We start from the raw sequence: 18239 nt of genomic DNA on the forward strand, positions 1-18239 counted from the left end.
ATCTGCGCATCTATTCTTTATGTAACAGGATCGCTTTCCTTATTATAGAATACGGCGGGGAAGAATCCATTCCAGACTCTCCACCCGCCGCCCTTGCATTTCTTAGTTAATGTCAACCATTAATATTAATATGCACGTGTCTCTTTGATTGCTGCAACGTCCATGGATGTATCGAAGTAAGCTTCATCTACATACTGAATCTTCTCAACGCTTTCGCCGGCTTGCAGCTTCTGAATGATTTCAGCTACACGAGGGCCGTGAAGAGGGTTACACTCGAAGTCTGCATTCATATCGCCTGCAATCATAGAGTCAAAAGCTGCTGCAACTGCATCGAAGGAAATAATCGTGATATCGCCTTCCGGTCCGCATGTCTTACCTGCTGCTTTGATAGCATCGATTGCACCGAATGCCATGTTATCGTTTTCACAAACAACTACGTCAATATCAGGATACTTCTTTAAGAAGGACTCCATAACTTCCTGACCCTTGGACTGTGTGAATTCCCCGGTCTGTTTGTCTAACATAACCCAGTTGTCCTGCATTCCGCTTGCGAAACCGTCTGTACGTCCAACCTGAGCAGAAGCACCGATTGTTCCCTGAAGAGTAACGATATTGATTTCCTCTTCTCCTTTTCCCTGACCTTCTAAGTATGTTTTCAACCAAGCTGCTGCATCAGAGCCTTCTTTTACGAAGTTACCGCCTACCCAGCACTCATATAAGGAATCATCGGAAACGTCCATCATTCTGTCGGAAAGGATTACCGGAATGCCTGCTTCTTTAGCTTCTTCCAAAACGGTTTCCCATCCGGTTTCAACTACGGGAGCTACTACGATATAATCAACTTCCTGCTGAATAAAGGAACGAATTGCCTTAATCTGGTTCTCTTGTTTCTGCTGTGCATCGTCGAAAATCAACTGATATCCGTTTTCTTCCGTAAAGGTCGTCTTAAAGGATTCCGTGTTAGCTGTTCTCCAGTCGGATTCTGCACCAACCTGTGCGTAACCTACAACGATCAAATCGTCGGAAGCTTCCTCTGCCGCCGGTTCTTCTGCTACTTCTTCTGCAGGAGCTGCTTCTTTAGCAGGTGCTGCTTCTTCAGCTGCAGGAGCTGCTGCCGGTTCGGAAGTAGCGCTGCCGCAACCTACCATAGTTGCTACCATTGCCGTTGCAAGAATAACGCTTAAAAGTTTCTTTTTCATTAAATACCCTCCTTATAGTGTTTTGGTACATTCAGCACAAGTGTTTTCTACTCATTATGAGTGTTCTCTACTCATTGTTGCCGAAGTGCCTCTCGTTTATATGTATTATTCTATCAATTTCTGTTTGCAATGAAAGGGAATATTTTATTTGGAAAGTGGTATTTTTTACTAATCTGTGAACAAAAAATGAACTTTTTTAATTATTTTATGAAAAAAGTTCATTTTTTTACGTTCTTTATTCTTTTTGTTCTTAATGAGTAAAGGACACTTATATTAAAATTCTCTCATATAGGTATCGTAACGCTTACCGCAGTCCCCTCTCCATACACGCTGCTGAAGGTAAGACCGTATTCCTTTCCATAGTTCAGGCGGATTCTCTCGTTTACATTAGCCAGCCCGAAGCCCGCGTTATCCTCGCTGTCACTGTGCTCCTTTTCTATGGTTTCATAAAGCATATGAAGCTGTTCGGGCATCATTCCTATGCCGTCATCCTTCACGGTAAATATCAGGAGATTATTCTTAATTGCTCCCTGAACCTCAATCTTTCCCTTGCCCCTTTTATTCTTAATTCCATGATAGAGAGCATTTTCCACCAGGGGCTGCAAGGTAAGCTTCAAAATCGGATATTCACTCATGCTGTCGGGAATATTGATTTCATAATCCATAATATCCCGATACCTGAACTTTTGTATTTCCAGATAGCTGCTTATATGAGATACTTCTTCACGAACCGTTATATAATCCCGCCCCTTGCTGAGCGTCGTCCTGAAAAAGCCTGACAGGGAGGAAACGAGGGAAACCACTTCCTCCTTCTTTCCCGCTTCTGCCATCCATATAATAGTGTCCAAGGTGTTGTATAAAAAATGGGGATTGATCTGGGCCTGCAAAAGCTTCAGCTCCGCATCCCGAAGATTAAGCTGCTCCTGCTTGATCCGTTCCACAAGCTCACCCATATCCGCAATCATCCTGTTGAAGCTTTCCGCCAGAATAGCCGTCTCGTCCGAAGAATTCACCTCTACCCTTACATCGAAGTTGCCAAGGGCAACCTCCTCGGTGGTCTTGCACATACCCACGATTGGCTTTACCACGCTTCTGGAAATAGCGAAGCCCACCATTACCGCACCTGCAATGACAACTATCAGACAGATAACGCTGATTTCTACCGCATCCTGTTCCTTCTGCTCCAGTTCATATCTTACGGATTCCAGATGGTCTGTTTCGTAATGGATGTATTCCTGAATCCCCTCCTGCAGAACCTCTGTCAATATCCTGATATTGTTATCAAGGCGCACCAGATTCTCTTCATAATGTCCGCTTACGCCCGCATCCGCTGAGATTTCCTGCATGCGTTTCTCCAAAGTGTCGAAGGTCTTAAGAAGCCTCTTCACCCTCCTCTCGTTACCAGGCGCCAGTGTGGACTTCTGCAGTTTGGCAAAGTCCGTTCTCGCCTCCTCCAGCACCTCATAGGGATTACGTATGTCCTTTTTCTCCTGAATATTTTCAGGAACTGCCGAACCTATGGCAATCTGATACATTCCGGCGTCAATTTCCTTTTTAAAGTCAATGTTGTAGCTGTTTGCCAAAGACACGTTTCTTACGATTTGATTATAAGAGTTACAGTAGTTTATCATGGATGCCAGCAAATAAATCACAAGAATGATAAAGGGAACCATAATGACTGCAATCATCACGTTCAGTTTTCTGTTCAGCTTCCCGTTCAACTGAAATGCCTTCATTAACCTCAATAGCTTCTTCATACTTCCTCCATGCCTGCTCTATAGGCATTGCCTGTATTATAAGCATTCCTCGTACTTTCGGCATTGACTGCCTTACCTCTCATACGGTATTCCTTCGGTGTACAATTCTGTGTTTTCTTAAAAAGATAGCTGAAATAATGAGGATCCTTATACCCTACCGCATAGCCGATTTCCGAGCTTTTCAAGCTGGAGCACATAAGAAGCTGTTTCGCCTTGTCCATACGAAGCGCCGTCAGATGTTCGATGAAGGTCTGACCCTCCTCTCCGCTGAATATGCTGCTGAAATGGCTGGCGCTGATATTTACATGGGCCGCCACGCTGTTAAGGGAGATATCCTCGGAATCAAAATTATGCTCGATATACGCCTTGGCATCGTCGATGAGACTGCCATATTTCTTCACGGATATCCGATCTCTCAGGTTCATGGCCTCCCTTATCATATTCTTTAAATATTCCTTCGTCTTCTCTACAGAAGGGAATACTTCCGAAATTGCCTTGAAATCCCCGAATACAGCTATAATACTATCGGCGTCATACCCCAGTTCCTCTACGAAAGCCACCGTTCCGAAGTACATGTCGGTGGTTATATATTGGCGAAACAGTATGGATTCCACGTTGCCGCTTCCCAAACTGGAAAAATAGTCCTCGATGAAGTGGGAGACCTCTTCCAAAAGTCCTTTGGTAAGAAAGTTCTTTATGATTTTCCGATCGATCTTGCCGAAGTCCAGCTCCTTCAAATCGATATCCGCATCATCGCTTCCCCCGATTCCCGCGCGCATTTCCTCCATATGCTCCGCATATACGATACGGTTAGAGGAAATCAGATAGCGGTAAGAAAAGGCCTTGCTGGCGCTCTCATAGGACTCATGCACCTCTCTGAGTCTGTTGACCACATTGCCCACACCTATGAAATACTGAAGCTCTCCGGACTTCGAGGCGATGTCTGTCAGCTCCTTCAGAAAATCATCCCTTTTTTGCTCCATCCTCTTTTCGTTCTCGTCCAGAAGCAGGAACTCCACGCCGTCTATCCCTCTGTTGAACATGTAAATGTTTTCCGTCTGCTCCGCCAGCTCCATAACGGTGTCCCAGGCTGCCGGAAGCTCCTTGGAGCATGTACCGTCCATATCTTCCGCTTGACGCATCATGAAAAGCACCACATCATAAACTCCCGCCGCCAAATGTATATTCAGCTTTTTACCCTTTTCCAGAAGCTCCGTCATCGGAATCCTTCCGGACAATATCTCATGCAGGAATTTCTCCTTTTCATGCAGCTCCATTTCCTTCATTTCCTTTTTGAACTGCTCCAAATATTTTTTCTTCTCGTTCTCCTTCTCGATACGGCTGCCGATTTCTTTCACCGCTTCTAAAAGCTTCGCCGAGGAAACCGGTTTTACTAAATATTCCGTAACTCCTATTCTTATAGCCTCTTTCGCGTATTCGAATTCGTCGTAACCGCTTAAGATGATTATACTCACATCCGGAAGGTCCTTCTTCACCAGACGGCTTAGCTCCAATCCGTCCATAAAGGGCATCTTAATATCCGTAATGATAATATCCGGGCAAAGCTTCCTGATCATAGGGTATGCCAGCTCTCCATCGCTGGCCTCGCCCACGAAATCGAAGCCTTCCTCCTCCCAGGGAATATTGTTCTTGATCCCCTCTCTCATTACGATTTCATCCTCTACAAGAAAAACCTTTAACATGCTTCAAGCTCCTATCTCTATTCAATCTTTTTTCTTTCAAATACCTTTATTTCGCTTTCCAGTATGCTTACGGCATTGACCATTCCTTCAAGAGCACGGTCAATTTCCTTCATTCCGTCCGCTACTCCCAGCGTATTATATACTACGTTATTTATTCCTTCTGCGCTTTCGTTTACCGTCAGAGTGATGCCCTCGTTAGTTTCCGCAACCCGCTCCATAGCCTGCTTGAGCACATCCGAAGCCTGTTCTATATTTTCCATGATTTCATGAAGGGTCGCCGCATCGGTAAAATATTGCTCTCCCGTGTGTTCCAACACCTCGTAGTCTTCCATTACCTTGCCGCTGACAAACTGAAGCAGCTTAGAAGCCTCCTGCGAAAGCCGCGCCACGCTCGTTACCACCTTTTCGCTGATGTTCTGTATCTTGTTCGCCGTCTGCTTGGAATTATCAGCTAATATCCTTATTTCTTCAGCCACTACCGCAAAGCCCTTGCCGGCTTCTCCCGCCCTTGCGGCCTCGATGGAGGCGTTCAATGCCAGAAGATTGGTCTGGCTGGCTACGCCCAGAATATCCCCGGTCAACTCCGTGATCTTCCCTATCTGCTTGGTATCGTCTATAGAATCGTTCACCGCACTGCCTATCTGGGTAAGAATGTTCTTCGCCTCTTCCTTGCTCTCTATCGCCTTATCCTGAAGACCTTTGGCACGCTGTCTGATTTCTCCTGCGTAGCCGGTGCCTTCCTTCGCCTGATTCGCCATAGCTTCCGCGGACAAGCGCACTTTTCTGGTCTCTTCTCCGACCATCGCTACGTTGTCCGTAACACATTTCATCCCCGCTGCCAGCTCCTCTGTCGTCGCCGAGGTGTTCTGTGCGCTGAAGTTTGTTGTATCTATATTCTCCCTTACTTTCTCCTGCGCCTCTCCCATCTGTTCACAGGAATCTATCATATTGTCAATCATACTCTCAAGAATTCCGAGGAAACGATTAATGCCCTTAGCCAGCACGCCGATTTCATCCTTAGATTTCTCCGATACGCGAAGGCTGAGATCCCCCCGTTCCTCCTCGATGCTCTTTATGATCCGGTTGAGTTCTCCGGTCGTTCGCTTGACTGGCGTAATAATCGTCCATTTGGCGATGAGATAAGCTACGATAACAGCAAATATCACGATACTCACGGACAAAGTGCTGACGAGAGGTACTTGCTCCGTATAGGCGTATACGCTCTGCTTTCCTGCCTCCATTTTCTCTAAGGACAGGCTTTGGAGCTGTCCCAGGCAAGTCTCCATCTGACTTTCATAATTGGTAATGTTGCTGAACACTAAGGTCTGAGCTTTGGTTTTATCTCCGCTCTTGCTGACCTCAAGAATATTGTCGAGATCCGTCAGATAGATTGTATAGGTTGCCATAAGCTCATCGTAAATTTCCTGCTTTTCTCCGTTCAGCCTCGTCGCATAAGATGCCAATAGAGCATCCACATTCTTGCGCTTTGCCTTGATCTCATTTTCCGCAAGGGCCGCCTTCGTTTCCTTGGCGGTCATAACATGCTTCAGCACGGACTTGTGTATAATTTCGAAGTCTGCCGAAATTTCGGAGACTTCCCTATAGTCCTGCAATTCTCCTGAAAGAATACGCTCCGATACCACTCGTATTCCATTTATATTATTAACCAGTATTCCCATTCCTGCAAGTCCAATTGCCGCCACTATCATAATAACTGCCATAAACTTCGTACTTATCTTTTTCATAAAATAACCCTTCCCTTCTGCATAGGATGCAATTTTTGGTTTTTTGCCGAATAAATACCCACAATAAAATTATATCAAATGTTTGTCGAAATGCAGTGTACTTTTTTAGGTAAAAAGTTGATTTTTTTGAGAAAAACGGCAGGTAACAAACCGTCACCTGCCCCAAGGATTTTTACACTATTTTTATATTCTTAAATCAACTTCTTTACCGAATCCCGGCACACAATTTCTGCATTGAATTCGTATGTACCGTCGTAGGAGGGATTTTCTATCATCCGCAGCAGATTATTAGCCGCTTTTTCTCCTAACTTATCCATGGGATGAGGAACCGAAGTAAGAGCCACGTCCCCCAAAACGGCCAGCTCCGAATCATCGATGCTCACTACGGAAATATCCTCCGGAACCCTCCGCCCTGCATCTGCCAGCATCCCCAGCAGCTCGAAGGCTACCTGATCATTATAACAGACAGCCGCACTGCAATCGCCCAGGCGCTCCAGAATGGTTCCTTTCTTCTTCTCCAGATGCTTGATATCCTCCGTATCTATCCAGACGACGTGAGCATCCTCCACTGCCATACCTGCACTTTGCATAGCTTCCAGATAACCGGCATAGCGCATGTGGCCCTGCCCGTCGTCCAGCTTGAAGATGCCTCCGATCTTCCGGTGCCCCATTTCAAGCAGATACTCCGTGACCTTCCTTCCCGCCATTTTATCATTGAGCGAAACGTGAGGTATGGAAAGCAATGGATAGTAGCTGTTTATAAAAATTATGGGGATACCCCGTTTCTGCAGCTCAGCATATAGGTATAAGCTGGAATTGGGAATGCCGCTTTTGGTAGTCTCCATAATGACACCGGCTACTTCATCCCGGCTTAGGATATCCTCCAAAATGGTCTTCTCTCTGCTGTTTTGGTTGTTGGTAAAGGCTATCTGGACAGAATAACCATTTTCAAACAGCACGTTCTCTATTCCTTGTATCGTCTTGGGAAAAATATATCCGTCCACATAGGTCGTTACAACGGAGATTCGTGTCCGGTTTTCCAGATTCGCCTGCCTTTTATCGTTAATATACGTTCCGCTGCCTTGTATTCTGATGAGAACGCCCTCACCCTCCAAGACACCGATTGCATGGCGCACTGTCTGCCTGCTGACATGGAACATATCTTTCAGTTCGTTCTCCGAGTACATTTTCTGCCCCGGAAGAAAGGTTTTGGCCGCAATCTGTTCTTTTATCCAGTTTACAAGCTCCATATACTTTGATTGACTTCTTCCCACAGTCTTCCCGGACGGCGTGCTACGCCATCCGCCTCCTTATACTAGTCTTATCTTAATTTATCAGTATCTTCAGCGTCATCAATATCTGTAACGTCGTCATTTAAATTGTCCACATCCATAGTTCCGCCCACGTACTTTCCGGCAGACAAGGCACGGAGTGAATGTACAATTAAAAATACAGCAATAATGCTGAATGCGATCATTGCTATAATGAAAAAAACCAGTTCTGTTCCCGCATACTTTTCGGTCACATCTTTAAGAGAATATACGATATAAACCAAATAGGCAGCAACAAATAAACGAATCATTAAAGAAAGCTTTGTAGGCAAATACGCTTTCTTTTTCTCCTCATACCCTTTTTTATTCTCTCTTATATCTCTGTTTTCATTTCCGTCGTTCATCCGCCTTATTCCTCCGTCTCCGTTATAAGCTCTGGTTTATATTCTCATACATCTTTTTTTATTATTTGTACAATTCTATTATTTTATATGGATTAATTTTTAATTTCATCGTCATATTTCATGTATATCATAAGATACATTATACTTGTTGTCAATTATTTTTGAAATCAGAGGATTTAATATATGTACCTATTTGATAAGTTGTATATCAAAAGTTGTATTATTACTTGTTCGCGGAGAATACTCATACGTAACATAAATACATCTTTCCTTCTAATACGTCATATATTCTAAAAAACGGCATCAGGTATCTTCTTTGAAAAAGTTCATGAACCTTCATCTTTCCAATAAACGCAAGGCGGCAATTTTTTCCTCCTTGGCATTGCTGCTTCTCGCAGGCTCATTTTCCTTCTTTTCCACGAAGGATTCCCGGTCCTTTCAACATTTTGCCGAGGACTTCTTCGTCTCAGAACTGACGGCAAATACTTTGAATATGCACTATACAGTAGCAGCCCCTTCCTCTTACGGCATAGACTCCTACGAGTCCGTTCTTCCCTTTTATTCCAAAGAGGATAAAGAGGAATCCCTTCAGGAAATCGTTACGTCCCTGCGGCAACTGTATTCTCTGGATGTTTCCAAATTAAATGAACAGGATGCTTATACATACCAGTTGCTGGTGCCCTATCTGGAAAATGAGAAAAAAGGTATTTCTCTCTATTATTATTCCGCCCCCTTATCTCCTTCCTCTGGAATGCAGTCACAGCTTCCTATTTTGCTTGCAGAATATACTTTTAGAAACAAAAGGGATGTGGAGGACTATCTGGCCCTCTTGGATCAGACCGATACATATTTCGAAGGCATCGCACAGTACCTTAAGGAGCAGTCGGCAGAGGGGCTTTTTATGCCCGATTATTCCGTAGATAAAGTCATGGAGCAGTGCAATACGATCATGGACGAAGCCTCCCTTTCACAGGACACCCATTTCTTAAATACAACCTTCGAAGAAAGGCTGGATCCACTGCTGTCCTCGAGTGTAATATCAGAGAAGGAGAAACAGTATTATTTATCGGAAAATAACAGACTGCTCACTACCGTCATGCTCCCTGCCTATCAGAAGCTGGGGGATGAGCTCATCCTGTTAAAGGGCAGCGGAAAGAACGAAAACGGACTGTATTATTATCCGGACGGACGTGAATATTATCAATATCTCCTGCGCTCCCACACTGCCTCTTATCGCGATATCAGCAGTATCAAAGAGATGCTTTTTCAGGATTTTAACGAGAATTTCGATTCCATGTACGGCCTTTTGCAAAGCAATCCTTCCATCTTGACTTCGCATGAGGCGTCCAGCATCACGTTTCCTTATGACGAGCCTTCCGACATGCTCAAAAACCTTCAGCAAATGATGCAGAAAGACTTTCCTGCTTTATCCGAAGCCACGCAAGGCGGAGAGCTCCCCGTATGTACAATAAAGTCAATTTCCAAAAACCTGGAAGAATATAGCAGTCCTGCCTTCTACCTCACTCCTCCGTTAGACGATATAAGGGAGAATGTTATATATATCAATCGGAAAAATAATCCCAGGGGGGTTGAACTGTATACTACACTCGCTCACGAAGGCTACCCGGGCCATTTGTATCAGACAGTTTACTCTCAATTATACTTCAATAAGACCGGCATGAACCCAATACGCTCCCTGCTGTCCTACAGTGGATATGCGGAAGGATGGGCGATGTATGTGGAGCTTATGGCCTACGATTATGCGAAGGAGCTTACGAAGGACACGAATCCGGACGCGGAGGCACTTTACGAATCCTATAAACTGGACCGACAGATACAGCTTTGTCTCTATTCCTTATTGGACATTGCCATTCATTACGAGGGTGCAAATTATAAGCAGGTGCATAAAATATTATCCACCATCGGAATCTCAAATGCCTCTACCACAAGGGCGATCTACGAGTATATCGTAGAGGAACCGGGTACCTATTTAAAATATTATTTGGGATATTTGGAGGTTTTGGAATTAAAAAAAGAAGCCCAAGGGCTATGGGGAAATGATTATAGCGAATACCGCTTCCATAAATTTTATCTGGAAAACGGCCCGGCGGATTTCACCAACCTGAAATTGCAGTTGGAAAAAAGTAAGGACACAAAAAAATCCTAAAACCATACATAGACACAAAACAATAAAAAAAGAAAAATAGCAAAAAGAAATATTCCTCCTATGAAAAGCGCCGCGAGCACGGAATTAACAATAAGCTGCCTCGTTTCCTTAGGCGTGAGGATTTCCTCGTCTGTAACTTGGGAAAGACCGGAGTTGGCGGTTTTTCCCGAATTGGCAGCAGAAGCGCCGGAAGACCTGAGGTCTTCCGGTTTCTTCACGTACCATGGCATACCCTCTATATTCATGTTTGCCACAGTAATATCTTCATACTGTTTTAGCTCGTCTCTTTTCTCGTCTCTTCTCTTTTTACTCATAATTTATAATATTCACCATTTTCATCGAATAAATCGATCAATCATATAAATGACATTTTACCACATGGCCGTTTCCCATGTCCTTGGACACCGGCTCCTGTGTCTTGCAAATTTCCATGCAGTCCTTGCATCTCGTATGGAACTTGCAGCCCGCCGGAGGATTGGCCGGCGAAGGAATACTTCCCTCTAAGATAATGCGGTTCCCTTTCGTATCCGGGTCGGGTATGGGAATAGCGCTGAAAAGTGCTTTCGTATAGGGATGCAGCGGATTTGCAAAAATATCCTCCGTAGCTCCGGTCTCTACAATACTGCCGAGATACATAACGCCCACGGTATCCGATATATGCTCCACCACCGATAAATCGTGGGAGATAAACAGATATGTCAGGCCGAACTCTTCCTGTAAATCCTTTAATAAGTTAATAATCTGGGCCTGAATGGATACATCCAATGCGGATACCGGTTCATCGCATACAATGAATTCAGGATTCAATGCCAGTGCCCTGGCGATACAGATCCTCTGCCTTTGTCCGCCCGAGAATTCATGAGGATAACGATCCTTATGATAAGACTGCAATCCACAGGAAGCCATAATCTTCGTTATATAATCATCCAGCTCGTTCTTAGGCACGAGCTTGTGCTCTCTTACCGCTTCTCCGATGATCTCACCTACGGGAAGCCTTGGAGAAAGACTGGAGTAAGGATCCTGAAAAATAATCTGCATCTTCGGGCGGAGGGCACGCATCTCCTTCTTGCTAAGGGCATAGATGTCCGTCCCGCCAAACCGAACTTCTCCATCCGTCTTATCGATAAGGCGAAGGAGCGTTCTTCCCGTGGTGGACTTGCCGCAGCCAGACTCTCCTACTAATCCCATGGTAGTCCCCTTCTTAATGGAAAAGGACACGTCGTCCACTGCTTTTACCTGCCCTGCCGTCTTGGAAAAAACACCTCCCTTTATGGGAAAATATTTCTTCAGGTGGGAAACTTCCAGAATGACGTCATCCTTGCTATCATTCTTAACATTATCTTCGTTGTATTTCAGAGGTTCATAAGCTGTTTCTTTTGAAGCTGTATTCATTCTTATTGTCCCTCCTTCATTTCGTTCTTTTCGTTGCTGCCCGCACCTTCCGCATAGAGGTAGCAGTTCACCACATGGGTCGGGCTAAGGGATGTCTGCCCGGGGTACTTGCCCTTGCAGGCTTCCACGCACATCTCACACCTATCCCTGAAGTAGCAGTAATCGGGCATATTGACCGGATTGGGCACCTTGCCGGGAATACTGTAGAGACGGTCCACGTCTTTCCCCACCACCGGCTTGGACGCCATAAGTCCTATGGTATAAGGGTGCTTGGGTGTTTTGAAAATTTCTTGAACGGTTCCCTGCTCAACCACGCGGCCGGCATACATGACTACGACGTAGTCCGCCATCTCCGCAATTACGCCTAAATCATGAGTAATCAGCATGATGCTGGAATTAATCTTATCCTTTAAGCCGCGCAGAAGATCGAGAATCTGCGCCTGAATCGTCACATCCAAGGCCGTAGTCGGCTCATCCGCTATGATGAGTCTGGGATTACATGCCAATCCCATGGCAATACAAATTCTCTGCCGCATACCGCCGGACAACTCGTGCGGATACATCTTATACACGCCCTCACAGTTGGCAATACCTACCAGCTCCAGCATCTCTATCGTACGGTTCTTCACTTCCTCCTTACTCATCTGGGGATTGTGAAGTGCGATGACCTCATCCACCTGCGATCCGATACGAAATACCGGATTGAGGCTCGTCATCGGTTCCTGAAATATCATGGACATATAATTACCGCGAAGCTTCTGCATCGTCTCCATAGGTGCATTCACCACGTTAATCGCCTGTTCCCCGGTATTGAAGCGAATCTCTCCCTTCACAGTCTGTCCCTGCGGTCTCTGTACGAGCTGCATCAGGGAAAGGCTGGTCACAGACTTTCCGCAGCCGGATTCTCCTACGATACCTACCGTCTTGCCCTGCGGCACGTCGAAGGAAACGCCGTCAACAGACTTAACCGTTCCGATGTCAGTAAAGAAATAAGTATGAACATTGTCAAACTCCACAACATTATTGGAATTCTTCATCTTCGTCACATACTCTTCTTCAGGAATATTCTTACGTTTGCGTTTCTTTTCTATTTCATCGGTTATTCTTTTATTTTCTTTCGATATCGCTCTGGATTCTTTGGCAGAGATATAGTTTGCATCTTTTGTACTCTCTTTTTTAAAAAAGTTCATCTGCCTCACCTACCTTTTCATCTTCGGATCAAACGCGTCGCGAAGTCCATCACCAACAAAGTTAAATCCAAGCACCGTGATCAATATGAGAAATCCTGCCGGAATCCACACGAACCAGTAGTTGGTCATAACAAATACATCATTTACAGAATTAATGATATTACCCCATGACGCATAGGGGAATTTTACTCCGATTCCTAAGAAGCTCAATGTCGCTTCCATAATAATGATCTCTCCAAGGCCCATCGTCGCAATAACAATGAGATTCGGAATCACATTAGGAATCAAATGTTTGAATATTCTTCTGGATACACGGATGCCGGTGGCTTCCGTCGCCGTCATAAACTCCTGTTCCCTGAAGGAAAGTATCTGTCCTCGCACCATTCTGGCAATCGGAGGCCAGTTGATCAGGCCCAAAATCGCACAGAGCAGATAAATACGGACTCTCGGGTCTATTTGGTAATAATCCATGATAGAACCTACAATAATATACAGGGGCATCGCCGGAATGCAAATAACAACATCCACGATACGCATGAGAATGGTGTCCATCCATTTTCCGAAATATCCTGCCACACCACCAATGATTATACCGAGCAAAGTCTCGATCGCAATCGCTACGAAACCGATCATCAAGGAAATTCGTCCGCCGTACATCAGCCTTGTAAGCACGTCCATACCATGTCCGTCCGTTCCCAGCAGATGTGTATTTCCGGGAGATGCAAAATCATCATTCAACTGTGTCTTCTGTTCGGAGCGAATCTTAAACTCGTTTCCTTTCATTTCTATCTTATAATGAATGCTGCTGCCGTCTTTTCCTGTATATTCCACGGATCCCTCATCCCCTAATACTGCCTCCTGCACAGCTCTGATAAACTGTAACGAAAGCGCTTCGCTGCCCACCGGACGTACCGCATAAGAAGACATGATTGCATAGTCTTCACCGTTTAAGCTTATGAATCCGGTGCTTTCTTCTACTTCCATTTCATACGTATTTCCATCCGCCTCAAAGGACGATAACTGGTGATTAAATGCTTTCTCCGCATTCAGTTTGAAGTCATAAGAAAGCTCCGCTCCCCCTGCTGCACTGAATACTTTCTTACTTGCGAGTGCTGTCCTGTCCATGATAGAAATTGCACTCTGTTTTCCTTCCTTTACGATATAATAAAAAATGCCATCCGCTTCAAAATTGTCTGCTCCTTCGGAGACAGCCGCTTCATACCCACTTTTTACCGCATTGGACACTGTGCCGCCTTCTTCTGCTGAAGTGAAGCTGCTCTTCCCTTTTAGTGTAAGCACATTCGCCACCGGGGTAAGTTGTGTAATTTGATATAAGTTCTCATCCTCTTTTATGAGAGAATATGTCACATCTTTAGCTTCAAAAGTGCTGTTCCCGTTATTTACCGCCAAAATCATCTTCGCGCCTGCGATGGAAGGGAAATCCTTTCCTTCCTCATTCGTATAGAGAAAATCCTTATTTTCAGACATCATAGCATAATCTTTTAAAATAACATCTTTTTTCCTGAATACTTCCGATTCCCCGTAAGGAGTGAGCATACCGCCTACAAAAGAGAACAAAAACATCGTCACAAGTATAACGAGACCCACCATAGCGAGCTTATTTCTAAAAAAACGCTTCGCTACCAGCATTCCCGGGGACAATACCTTTACTCTCTGCTCATCATCCAATGTTCCAGAAGTGCTGACGTGATCACTCTGGTTCTGATTCAAATCTATCTGATCATCTTTATCCTGCATGTTATTATCTGCGCCCATCTCAGCCTTCCTCCTAATTTACTCTGACCCGGGGGTCAACTATCGCATACAGGATATCTGCAATCAGTGTTCCTGCCAGCGTTAATATTGCAAGGAATACCATATAGAACATGGTAAACGGTACATCTCCTTGTGTCAGGCTCATATAAGAAATATATCCGATTCCGGGAATCTGAAATAAAGTTTCCGTAATCATAGCTCCTCCGAACAAGGTAGGAATCGTGCTTCCGAGCAAGGTTACAATAGGAATAAGAATGTTGCGGAACGCATGGTAATTAATTACTTTATTCTCAGAAAGCCCTTTTGCCCTTGCCGTACGAATATAATCGGAATTAAGTACTTCCAGCATATTAGTACGGGTGTAACGCATCAAATTACCTACGCTGACAACTGTAAGTGTAACGACAGGCAATATTAAATGTTTGCCCATATCCAGAACTTGTCCTATGGGAGGAAGCTGTTCGTGCATACGGCCTACAATTCCATACAAGTCAAACCATCCCAGATTGATGGAAAATACCCATTTCAATAAAGTAGCTATGAAGAAGGTAGGAAGAGATATACCGATAAGCGCAAATACGGTGACGGCATAATCCGTCCTGCTGTATTGCTTTCTCGCAGACAAAATACCGAGAGGAATAGCTATTATTACCTGGAAAACAAATGATATACCGGACATAGCAAAAGAATACCATATCACTTCTTTAAATTTCTCGGTAACCGGCTTGCTCCAAACCCAGGAATCCCCGAATTCTCCTTTCACAGCGTTGGAAAGCCATTTTGCATATCCCTGCAGTATATTTCCTTCCAATCCGTAAGAATTAGTTAGCTGCTCCAACAGCTCATCATAGGGTTTTGCACCTGCCTTTTGCGACATCTGCCTTGCTTTCCCTTCCACATAGGAAGTAGGCAGGCAGCGTTCTATGGAATAAATGATGAAAGAAACAAAAAACAGTATAACAATACTGAGTAAAAGTCTTCTTATTAAAAATTTCTTCATTCCAAACCTCCAGCTTTCTTTTTATCCATCTCATAATTCAAATCTTTATATAAAAACATTTTAAATCTTTATTTATAAAATGTTTAAATTTCAATTTCAATTCTGTTTTAATTATTTGTAACAACAATTTCGCTACATCACTTTAATTCGATAAACTAACAAATCAAAAACCCTATTCATAAACTGAGCCCGCCAATACCCAGCGGGCTCAGAATCAATACATCTTATTTCATATTATTTTATTTCATTTCTAAATTTTCAATCTCTTTCCACCATTTGTAATATGTGGTCACGCCCGGTGTAAAGGTATCCGCATTAATACGTTCAGGACTGTAGATAATGCAGTTCTGTCTCTGGTAAACCGGAATCTCAACCGCCCAATCCATAATGATGTTTAAGCACTCTTTATAAATGGATTTACGGTAGCTCTGATCTGCGCTCGTTCTCGCATCCATGATATAAGCATCCAAATCCGGGTCTGCGATCTGATAGTAATTGCTTGCAGTGCTCGCACTATGGTATGTCTGATACATATCCGGATCGGGCTCTGCCTGCCATGCCGCTACCCAAAGTTCCTGTGTACGTGCATTTGTTTTGTCCCACAAAATATTCGTATCGGTAGGATCGTTGATTTCCAACGTAAATCCAATCGTCTCGAATGCTGCTTTCGCATCTGTAAGGATTGCAAAGCTCGGATGGTCGCCTTTACCGTCACCGCCGATGATAACTTCATAAGTCAGCTTCGCGCCTGCCGGAGCTGCTGTCAGCTTGCCGTCTGCTACGGTATAACCAGCCGCTTCGAAATATCCCAGCGCTGTTTCAAGTGCTGCTGCATATTTCTCTTCCGCACTCATGGAATCCGTATAAATCGGATTGCCTTCCACATCCACAGAATAAGCTACCTGATATCCTTCATCGGATTTCTGGGGAGCTGCCCAGGATGTATTGGAAATAGGATAGTTAATTACGCTTGCCGCATCGCCGTAGTAAGAGTCGATAGATACGTCACGGTATACGGAAAGAATCGTAGCGATTGCTTTTCTTAAATCTTTCGATTGCTCAGAGGATGCCTCTCCGCCCACATTAACTGTGTCCGCATTGATACCGATATAGCCGTAGCCCAGATTATCCACACGGTCCGTCATGATAGCATCTCCGTTGAGCTCTCCGTTGCCATTGATTTCGGCAATCTGCTCAAATGCCTTTTTACTTCCATCAGGATTTGATAAATCAGCGGTACCCTGCTGTACAGCAGGAATCAAATCAGATTCATCAGATTCCTTAAACTGCACGTTTTTAATCTTCGGAGCACCTTTGAAGTAAGAATCATTTGCTTCATAATAAACGACTCTGTTATCGAATTTGATAAATTTATAAGGACCTGCGCCCATAGGCTTAGTTGTTTTATCTTTTACAATGCTCAGGTCGCCTCTTGGGAAGCCGAACTGATTGTTATCGTAATCATACTGCGTTTTATCGCCGTAGTAATGAAGCGGTGCAATACCAAGTTCAACAAACTTGTAAATCGCTGCAGCGTCAAATCCTTTTATCGTAACTGACACTTCATAATCGCCAAGCTTTTTAACGCCTTCGATATTGGGAACTTCTTCGCCTTCGCCCGCAGCCACCTTTTCTTCGATCAGCAGCTTCTCTGCCAGTGAAGTAGCATCTGCGTCAAAATAAGCTTCATCTCCCGCATAATTGCTTCCGAGAGTTTTATAATCTCCGCCGTACATAGCGATAACATCGCTTACGATAGTGTCATAATCTTTTCCTGCCATATCATAGGAGTCATCCGTGCTGTAGCAAGCTACGAAGAATTCTTCCGCAGAAGCCGCCCCCTGTGCTTCATAGTTTTCCGTACACCAATCTTTTTCTGCTGTCAAGGTCGGTGCGATTATGTTTTCAGAAATAGCTGTCTGAAGCGCTTCCGGCATTTCCTCCATATAAGCAGCCACATCATCAGCCGTTACGCTGTCCGCTGCCGTGGAGTTTGCCTGATAATTCTTAAGGCCCACGATAGGGAGTGTGTTCAATACAGTAAATCCGTCATAAGCAGGATCTAAATATACATATAAGTTAAAAATAACATCATCTGCCGTGAGAGGCTCTCCATCGCTGAAGGTAATATCATCGCGCAGCTTAAAGTCATAAGTCGTCGTATCATCATCGTTCTGTGTTACCGTGGTATCCGCAATTCCCGTATAGGTATAATCTGTTCCAGCGTAATTGTTGGTCTCTCCCTCGATTCCATTCATTACGACCGCACCCGAGCGATCTACATCCGTCAGCATTACCTGTGTCATTGCTGCTACGTCTTTGTCATATTCCGTCTCACTAAAGAACATACTGAATTTCTCGCTGAAATCCTTGTAGCCTACAACCAGGGGCGTATCGCTTCCTGTCTGCGCAGCGCTTTCATCTGTGGCTTCCTTCTCTGCAGCGGGTGTTTCGGTTGTTGATGTATTGCCGGAACCGCATGCTGCTAAAGTACTGATTACCATTACAGACGCAAGCATAAGAGAAATGATTCTCTTTTTCATAAATTTTTCCTCCTTTTTGGTTTTATTTGTATTATTGTATGCAGCAATACAGCTGCCTTTATCTTAGCACGATTACAACTTGTATACAATTT

13 protein-coding genes are annotated in these 18239 nt (G+C 44.3%); 1 reads left to right on the plus strand and 12 read right to left on the minus strand.

Going from position 1 to position 18239, the window contains the following annotated elements; genetic code table 11:
• Positions 1 to 125 precede the first annotated feature (125 nt).
• The 6 genes from CC90_RS0114775 to CC90_RS0114800 all read right to left on the minus strand — a co-directional run bounded on the left by CC90_RS0114775 (position 126) and on the right by CC90_RS0114800 (position 8079).
• Entirely contained in the window at positions 126 to 1199 is a 1074-nt protein-coding gene (locus tag CC90_RS0114775; protein ID WP_031391531.1) for an ABC transporter substrate-binding protein, read from the minus strand.
• Positions 1200 to 1483: 284 nt separating this feature from the next.
• Positions 1484 to 2956 carry a sensor histidine kinase gene (locus CC90_RS0114780; protein ID WP_051869627.1) on the minus strand — a complete coding sequence of 491 codons (1473 nt, stop codon included), beginning with the start codon at positions 2954 to 2956 and terminating at the stop codon, positions 1484 to 1486.
• Positions 2953 to 4659, minus strand: a complete 1707-nt coding sequence (locus CC90_RS0114785) for a response regulator (RefSeq protein WP_051869630.1) — start codon at positions 4657 to 4659, stop codon at positions 2953 to 2955. The genes CC90_RS0114780 and CC90_RS0114785 overlap by 4 nt, the downstream gene beginning before the upstream one ends.
• Positions 4660 to 4676: 17 nt before the next feature.
• Positions 4677 to 6404 carry a methyl-accepting chemotaxis protein gene (locus CC90_RS0114790; RefSeq protein ID WP_031391534.1) on the minus strand — a complete coding sequence of 576 codons (1728 nt, stop codon included), beginning with the start codon at positions 6402 to 6404 and terminating at the stop codon, positions 4677 to 4679.
• Positions 6405 to 6595: 191 nt separating this feature from the next.
• Positions 6596 to 7654, minus strand: coding sequence for a GntR family transcriptional regulator (locus tag CC90_RS0114795; RefSeq protein WP_242843316.1), 1059 nt, complete (start codon positions 7652 to 7654; stop codon positions 6596 to 6598).
• Positions 7655 to 7725: 71 nt separating this feature from the next.
• Positions 7726 to 8079 (minus strand): hypothetical protein, encoded by a 354-nt coding sequence (locus tag CC90_RS0114800; RefSeq protein ID WP_031391536.1) that lies wholly within the window; start codon positions 8077 to 8079, stop codon positions 7726 to 7728.
• A gap of 316 nt (positions 8080 to 8395) precedes the next feature.
• Here CC90_RS0114800 and CC90_RS0114810 point away from each other — a divergent pair, with 316 nt between their 5' ends.
• Positions 8396 to 10246, plus strand: a complete 1851-nt coding sequence (locus tag CC90_RS0114810) for a DUF885 domain-containing protein (protein WP_132038543.1) — start codon at positions 8396 to 8398, stop codon at positions 10244 to 10246.
• Here CC90_RS0114810 and CC90_RS22465 read toward each other — a convergent pair.
• The 6 genes from CC90_RS22465 to CC90_RS0114840 all read right to left on the minus strand — a co-directional run bounded on the left by CC90_RS22465 (position 10243) and on the right by CC90_RS0114840 (position 18147).
• Positions 10243 to 10560, minus strand: coding sequence for a hypothetical protein (locus CC90_RS22465; protein ID WP_035315744.1), 318 nt, complete (start codon positions 10558 to 10560; stop codon positions 10243 to 10245). The genes CC90_RS0114810 and CC90_RS22465 overlap by 4 nt on opposite strands.
• Before the next feature lie 37 nt (positions 10561 to 10597).
• Entirely contained in the window at positions 10598 to 11638 is a 1041-nt protein-coding gene (locus CC90_RS0114820; protein ID WP_031391538.1) for an ABC transporter ATP-binding protein, read from the minus strand.
• Positions 11639 to 11640: 2 nt separating this feature from the next.
• Positions 11641 to 12828 carry an ABC transporter ATP-binding protein gene (locus CC90_RS0114825; protein ID WP_031391539.1) on the minus strand — a complete coding sequence of 396 codons (1188 nt, stop codon included), beginning with the start codon at positions 12826 to 12828 and terminating at the stop codon, positions 11641 to 11643.
• 9 nt (positions 12829 to 12837) lie between these two features.
• Complete coding sequence (locus CC90_RS0114830; RefSeq protein ID WP_031391540.1) at positions 12838 to 14604, minus strand: ABC transporter permease; 1767 nt, start codon at positions 14602 to 14604, stop codon at positions 12838 to 12840.
• 13 nt (positions 14605 to 14617) lie between these two features.
• The gene (locus tag CC90_RS0114835) at positions 14618 to 15604 is read right to left on the minus strand and encodes an ABC transporter permease (RefSeq protein ID WP_031391541.1); all 987 of its coding nucleotides are present in this window, start codon (positions 15602 to 15604) and stop codon (positions 14618 to 14620) included.
• Between the two features lie 239 nt (positions 15605 to 15843).
• Positions 15844 to 18147: an ABC transporter substrate-binding protein gene (locus CC90_RS0114840; RefSeq protein WP_031391542.1), complete on the minus strand. Its 2304-nt coding sequence runs from the start codon at positions 18145 to 18147 to the stop codon at positions 15844 to 15846.
• Positions 18148 to 18239: the final 92 nt, after the last annotated feature.

It is taken from the genome of Kineothrix alysoides, from assembly GCF_000732725.1.
Lineage (GTDB): Bacteria > Bacillota > Clostridia > Lachnospirales > Lachnospiraceae > Kineothrix > Kineothrix alysoides.

Bases quoted from the DNA above. Each gene is read 5' to 3' on its own strand.
- CC90_RS22465 (WP_035315744.1), bottom strand. From the start codon at position 10,560: ATGAGTAAAAAGAGAAGAGACGAGAAAAGAGACGAGCTAAAACAGTAT.
- CC90_RS0114825 (WP_031391539.1), bottom strand. From the start codon at position 12,828: ATGAACTTTTTTAAAAAAGAGAGTACAAAAGATGCAAACTATATCTCT.
- CC90_RS0114785 (WP_051869630.1), bottom strand. From the start codon at position 4,659: ATGTTAAAGGTTTTTCTTGTAGAGGATGAAATCGTAATGAGAGAGGGG.
- CC90_RS0114800 (WP_031391536.1), bottom strand. From the start codon at position 8,079: ATGAACGACGGAAATGAAAACAGAGATATAAGAGAGAATAAAAAAGGG.
- CC90_RS0114840 (WP_031391542.1), bottom strand. From the start codon at position 18,147: ATGAAAAAGAGAATCATTTCTCTTATGCTTGCGTCTGTAATGGTAATC.
- CC90_RS0114790 (WP_031391534.1), bottom strand. From the start codon at position 6,404: ATGAAAAAGATAAGTACGAAGTTTATGGCAGTTATTATGATAGTGGCG.
- CC90_RS0114835 (WP_031391541.1), bottom strand. From the start codon at position 15,604: ATGAAGAAATTTTTAATAAGAAGACTTTTACTCAGTATTGTTATACTG.
- CC90_RS0114820 (WP_031391538.1), bottom strand. From the start codon at position 11,638: ATGAATACAGCTTCAAAAGAAACAGCTTATGAACCTCTGAAATACAAC.
- CC90_RS0114775 (WP_031391531.1), bottom strand. From the start codon at position 1,199: ATGAAAAAGAAACTTTTAAGCGTTATTCTTGCAACGGCAATGGTAGCA.
- CC90_RS0114795 (WP_242843316.1), bottom strand. From the start codon at position 7,654: ATGGAGCTTGTAAACTGGATAAAAGAACAGATTGCGGCCAAAACCTTT.
- CC90_RS0114780 (WP_051869627.1), bottom strand. From the start codon at position 2,956: ATGAAGAAGCTATTGAGGTTAATGAAGGCATTTCAGTTGAACGGGAAG.
- CC90_RS0114830 (WP_031391540.1), bottom strand. From the start codon at position 14,604: ATGGGCGCAGATAATAACATGCAGGATAAAGATGATCAGATAGATTTG.